6 protein-coding genes and 1 pseudogene are annotated in these 5163 nt (G+C 74.6%); 3 read left to right on the top strand and 4 right to left on the bottom strand.

Features of this window, described 5'->3' with window-relative positions; genetic code table 11:
* Positions 1-201 (bottom strand): annotated as a pseudogene (locus tag SSBG_RS22590) (adenosylcobinamide kinase/adenosylcobinamide phosphate guanyltransferase); the annotation flags it as partial.
* A gap of 80 nt (positions 202-281) precedes the next feature.
* On the opposite strand from SSBG_RS22590, the gene SSBG_RS22595 reads away from it, so the two are divergent.
* Positions 282-629 (top strand): hypothetical protein, encoded by a 348-nt coding sequence (locus tag SSBG_RS22595; RefSeq protein WP_008748388.1) that lies wholly within the window; start codon positions 282-284, stop codon positions 627-629.
* Between the two features lie 103 nt (positions 630-732).
* On the opposite strand, the gene SSBG_RS22600 is transcribed toward SSBG_RS22595, so the two are convergent.
* The 3 genes from SSBG_RS22600 to SSBG_RS22610 form a co-directional block, all read right to left on the bottom strand.
* On the bottom strand, positions 733-1800 hold the full coding sequence (locus SSBG_RS22600; RefSeq protein ID WP_008748389.1) for a S1C family serine protease: 1068 nt from the start codon (positions 1798-1800) through the stop codon (positions 733-735).
* A gap of 51 nt (positions 1801-1851) precedes the next feature.
* On the bottom strand, positions 1852-2664 hold the full coding sequence (locus SSBG_RS22605) for a methyltransferase domain-containing protein (protein WP_037870432.1): 813 nt from the start codon (positions 2662-2664) through the stop codon (positions 1852-1854).
* Positions 2665-2849: 185 nt separating this feature from the next.
* Complete coding sequence (locus tag SSBG_RS22610) at positions 2850-3473, bottom strand: DUF3043 domain-containing protein (protein ID WP_199781398.1); 624 nt, start codon at positions 3471-3473, stop codon at positions 2850-2852.
* A 305-nt stretch (positions 3474-3778) separates the two neighbouring features.
* Here SSBG_RS22610 and SSBG_RS22615 point away from each other — a divergent pair, with 305 nt between their 5' ends.
* Positions 3779-4579, top strand: a complete 801-nt coding sequence (locus SSBG_RS22615; RefSeq protein WP_008748392.1) for a PspA/IM30 family protein — start codon at positions 3779-3781, stop codon at positions 4577-4579.
* Between the two features lie 131 nt (positions 4580-4710).
* On the top strand, positions 4711-4992 hold the full coding sequence (gene pspAA / locus SSBG_RS22620) for a PspA-associated protein PspAA (protein ID WP_008748393.1): 282 nt from the start codon (positions 4711-4713) through the stop codon (positions 4990-4992).
* The last annotated feature ends 171 nt before the right edge of the window (positions 4993-5163 follow it).

Below are 5163 nucleotides of genomic sequence, written 5' to 3' on the forward strand. Positions count from 1 at the left end.
CCGCACCCCGCTCAGCGCGTGGCCCGCGCGGGCGGCGGCGAAGGCCGCGCCCGGGGTCAGGTCGAAGAGCAGCGTCCCGTCGACGAGGAGCGCGGTCGCCGCGCGCGCCCCGGCGCCGAGGGCGCGGGCGCAGCGGGCGCAGGGGCAGTCGGTCCTGGGCAGTCCGGCGGGGGCGCCGGTGCCGAGCAGAGTCACATCCACGGTGCTGATTTTCGCCTGTCCCTCCGGGGGACGCCCGTCCGGCTACGCTTCGGGGAGGACCCGGATCATGGAGGCTTTCTATGGCGGCATGGACGTGGCGGTTCGAGAACGGCGACGGAGCGGAGACCCCGCCCGCCGTACAGCCCGAGGAGTTCACGACGCAGGGGGACGCCGAGTCGTGGCTGGGGGAGCAGTGGCGCGCGCTGCTCGCCGGCGGCACAGACCGGGTCCACCTCCTGGAGGAGGACAAGACCGTCTACGGCCCCCTGAGCCTGAGCGAGGCCGCCGCGACGGACGTCTCCGAGCCCGCCCTGACGGCGGACGAGGAGACGGCGGTCCCCGGTGACGCCCCCCGGCCCCCGGACGCGGACAGCGCCCCGCGACCGGCCGGACCGGGCCAGGGCCTCGGCGTCGGCGGCCTCGGCTGAGCACCCGTGAGCCGAGCGGCTGAGACCCGGGCGCTGAGCATCCAGGGGGCGGTACGGGGTCGGGCACGCGCCCGCGCCCCGTACCGCCGCCCGGGCCGCTCCGCTACATCTCGCCCAGTGTCACCCGCGCCGTCTTCTCGTCCCCGTTCCGGGTGTACGTCAACTCCACGCGCTCGCCGGGGCGTTCGGCGGCCAGCAGGGCGGTCAGCGAGTCGATCGTGGTGAGGTCCTGGTCGCCGAGGCGGGTGAGGATGTCGCCCGCGCGCAGGCCCGCCTCGTCGGCGGGCCCGCCCTCGCGGACGCTCACGACCGCGACGCCCGCCGGTTCGAGGCCGCGGCCGAGGACGGTGCGGCCCGTGATGCCGAGCGCCGCGCGGCCCGCGTTCGTGACCTTGCCGTCCTTCACGATCTGGCCCGCGATGGAGCGGACCGTCGCCGCCGGGATCGCGAAGCCGATGCCCGCCGCCGCGCTGTCGCCGCCGCCCAGACCGGGGTCCGTCGCCGCGAGCGTCGGGATGCCGATGACCTTCCCGTCGAGGTCCACGAGCGCGCCACCGCTGTTGCCGGGGTTGATCGCCGCCGAGGTCTGCACCATGTTCGCGATCGTCGCGCCCGTGCCGCCGCCCGAGCGGCCCTCCGTCACCGTGCGGCCCGTCGCCGAGACGATGCCCTGGGTCACGGAGGAGGAGAGGCCGAGCGGGGAGCCCATCGCGAGGACGATCTGCCCCACCGCCGCCTTCCCCGAGTCGCCGAAGGCCGCCGCCTTGAGGCCCTTCGGCGGGTTGTCCAGCTTGATCACGGCGAGGTCCTGCTGCGGGAAGCTGCTCACGAGCGCGGCGCGAAGTTCCTGCTCGCCGGTCGCCGTCGTGACGGTGAACGACTTCTCCTCGCCCACGACGTGCGCGTTCGTGACGACGTGTCCCTTGTCGTCCCAGACGATGCCCGAGCCGAGCGAGTCCCCCGCGGTGATCTGCACGACCGAGGGCAGGACGTCCTTGATGACCTTCTCGTAGTCGCTCTGGAGCTCGTTCGACGCGCGGGGCAGCCCCGCCCGCTGGGCGCCCGCTGTCTTCTCGCGGGGGGTCTCGGCCTGGGCCGAGCAGCCGGTGAGCAGGGCGGTGGCGCAGAGGGCGGCGAGGAGGACCCGGCGCCGGGCGGAAAGGGAGTTCATGGCCCGGATTATGCGGACGCGGGGGGTTTCGTACGGGCGGCGCGCGGTCGCTCAGCCCCGTACCCCGCACAGATGCAGCAGCGCGGCGACGCGGCGGTAGGGGTCGGTGCGGCCCGCCCGGTCCTCGATGGCGAGGATGCGGTCGAACTCCTCGGCGCGGGGCGGGGCCGCCTGCGCCGGGCGGCCGTCGGTGAAGACGCGGACGCCGTACCAGGCGGCGAGCGGGGCGCCGATCCCGGCGAGGGTCTGGGTCAGGCGGCCGAGCCGGTCGGCCCGTACCGTACGGCCGGCGCTGTCGTGGGTGAGGGGCGAGTCGAAGGCGGCGAGCGCCGTGTCCCAGTCGCCCTCCAGGCCGGGCCGCAGCGCGAGGGCGTCCGCGTTCCGTACGAGCAGCGAGAGCAGCCCGCCCGCCGCGAGGACCCGGGCGAGGCCCGCGAGGACCGCGTCGGGCTCCTCCACGTGCATGAGCACCCCGTGGCACAGGACGACGTCGAAACTGCCCGGGGTGAAGTGCGCTCCGGTCCTGGTGCTCTCGGCCTCCAGGAGCCGCACCCGCTCCCGCACCTGCGGCGCCTCGGCGGCGAGGACGGCACGGACCGCCGTCAGCTGCCCGGGGTCGGACTCCATCCCCGTGACCTCGTGCCCGGCGCGCGCGAGCCGCAGCGCCTGGGTGCCCGACCCCGTCCCGACGTCCAGGACCCGCAGCCGGCGCCCGGCGGGGAAGGCCGCGGCGAGGCGTTCGTCGAGCTGGCGCGCCACGAGGACCTGGCGCACCGCGCCCGCCACCCCGCCGAGCGTGCGCAGCCACAGCTCGGTGGGCGAGGGCTCGCGCGCCGCGCCGCGCTGCCCCGGGACACCGCCCACCTGCGGGAGGGGCGGCGGAGTGTCACCACCCGCCGCCCGTGTCCCGCCGTCCGCCGTGCCCCGCCCCGCGAGATCCGTACGCCCCGATCCGGGGAGATCCACCGGCCCGCGCCCCGGGAAGCCCTCGCGTCCGTCGTGGGGGCCGAGGTCGCCGAAGTGTTCGGAGTATCCGGAAGGGGCTGTACTCAGGGCCTCTCCCCGCGCTTCACCTGGGGCTTGGGCAGCCGCAGCCGCCGCATCTGGAGGGTGCGCATGAGCGCGTAGGCGACCGCGCCCTTGTGGCGGTCGTCCGGGAAGCGGGTGTTCAGCTCCTTGCGCAGGCCGAAGGCCAGGCGCAGCGAGTCCACGACGATCAGGACGATCAGCACCAGCCAGCACAGCAGCGCGATGCTCTGGAGCGCCCCCACCCGCACCATGCTGAAGACGAGGATCACGACCGCGGCGGGCAGGAACCACTCGGCGACGACGCGGCGCGAGTCCACGTAGTCGCGGGCGAGCTTGCGCACCCGGCCCTTGTCACGGGCCGGCAGGTACCGCTCGTCCCCGCTCTCCATGGCCTGCCGCTGCTTCTGGAGCGCGACCCGCCGCGTCTCGCGCTGCCGCTTGGCGGCGTCCTTGCGCGACAGCGGCGTATTGGTCACGCTGCGGCGCGGGCCCTGGGCCTCGCTCCGCTTCGGCGTGGGGCGGCCCTTGGGCGCCTGCGGGTCTCTGGGCAGCTTGGAGTCGGTCACCGGCGCGGAGGCGGGTGCCTTCTCATCCTTCGTACGGCTACGGAACACAAAACCCAAGGGTAAGGGGTCCCCGCGCATGGGCGGGGGCCGGACGGGGAACGATCCCGCAACGCCGGGCGTCCGCATAAGCGGGCACAGCGGGGATTTACCGGGGAATTTCGGCCACCGTGAGCGGGCGGCGGGGGCGGCGGGGCACCGGGCGGGAGAGCCGGGGAGGGCCGGGCGGCTACTCCTCACGCCGGAGTGTCACGGGGCACTAGTCGTTCTTGGGGAGGAGCGGAAAGCCGCTCGGACAGTGCGGTAATAGACCCAGGCCCCGTACTGTGGGTCTTGTTGGAAGTGCAGGAGAGCCGAAAGCCGTCAGAAGGGGGCGCGCGAAGCCCATGAGCGGTGTGATGAAGCGTATGGGGATGATCTTCCGCGCGAAGGCTAACAAGGCCCTCGACAAGGCGGAGGACCCCGGCGAGACCCTCGACTATTCGTACACGAAGCAGCTGGAACTGCTCCAGAAGGTGCGCAGGGGCGTCGCGGACGTCGCGACCTCGCGCAAGCGCCTGGAACTCCAGCTCAACGGGCTCCGCAAGGACTCCGCCAAACTGGAGGAGCAGGGCCGCAAGGCGCTCTCGCTGGGCCGCGAGGACCTTGCCCGCGAGGCGCTCTCGCGCCGGGCCGCGCTCCAGCAGCAGGTCGGCGACCTGGAGACGCAGCACGAGACGCTCCAGGGCGAGGAGGAGAAGCTGACCCTCGCGGCGCAGCGCCTCCAGGCCAAGGTGGACGCCTTCCGCACCAAGAAGGAGACCATCAAGGCCACCTACACCGCGGCCCAGGCGCAGACCCGTATCGGCGAGGCGTTCTCCGGCATCTCCGAGGAGATGGGCGACGTCGGCCTCGCGATCCAGCGCGCCGAGGACAAGACCGCGCAGCTCCAGGCCCGCGCGGGCGCCCTCGACGAACTGCTCGCCTCGGGCGCGCTGGACGACCCCTCGGGGCTCGCCAAGGATGACCTCCAGGCCGAGCTGGACCGGCTCTCCGGCGGCAGCGACGTCGAACTGGAGCTCCAGCGGATGAAGGCCGAACTGGCCGGGGGCGGTTCCGGGCAGCAGGCGATCGAGTCCGGCTCCGGCTCGGCCGAGCAGCAGGGGCAGCAGGCCCCGCAGCGGGACCCGCGCTTCGACAAGCAGTGAGCCCCTCGTCCGGGTCCCCGCCGGGGGCCCGGACGGCGGCGCGCCCGGCGCCACACCCGGGCCCGCCGCGTCCCCGCAGTGCCGGGGGACCGCCAGGCGGGCGTCCCCCACGAGCCGCCCGAGGAGAGGTCATGATCGTCCGGATCATGGGGGAGGGCCAGTTCGCACTGGCCGAGAACCACCTCGCCGAGCTGAACACGCTCGACGAGGAGCTGCTCGCCGAGATGGAGAACGGCGACGGCCCCGGTTTCCGCAAGACCCTGCACGCCCTGCTGGACAAGGTGCGTTCGCTCGGCAGCCCGCTGCCCGACGACGCCCTGGAGCCCTCCGAGCTGATCCTCCCGTCCCCCGACGCGAGCCTCGCCGAGGTACGGGACCTGCTCAGCGGCGACGAGGGCCTCATCCCGGGCTGAGCCCGGCCAGGACCCTCTTGGGGCGCCTCCCGCCGACACGGACGGGGGCGCCCCGAGGCGTACGCGCACGGGCGCGGACCGCCCCCGGGGACGTACGGGCCGGTCGGCACGGCGCGGGGGGAGGCGCGCGGGACCGTGCCGGTACGGGGCCGGGCCTCCACTGCCGGTGGG

It is taken from the genome of Streptomyces sp. SPB074, from assembly GCF_000154905.1.
Taxonomy (GTDB): Bacteria; Actinomycetota; Actinomycetes; order Streptomycetales; family Streptomycetaceae; genus Streptomyces.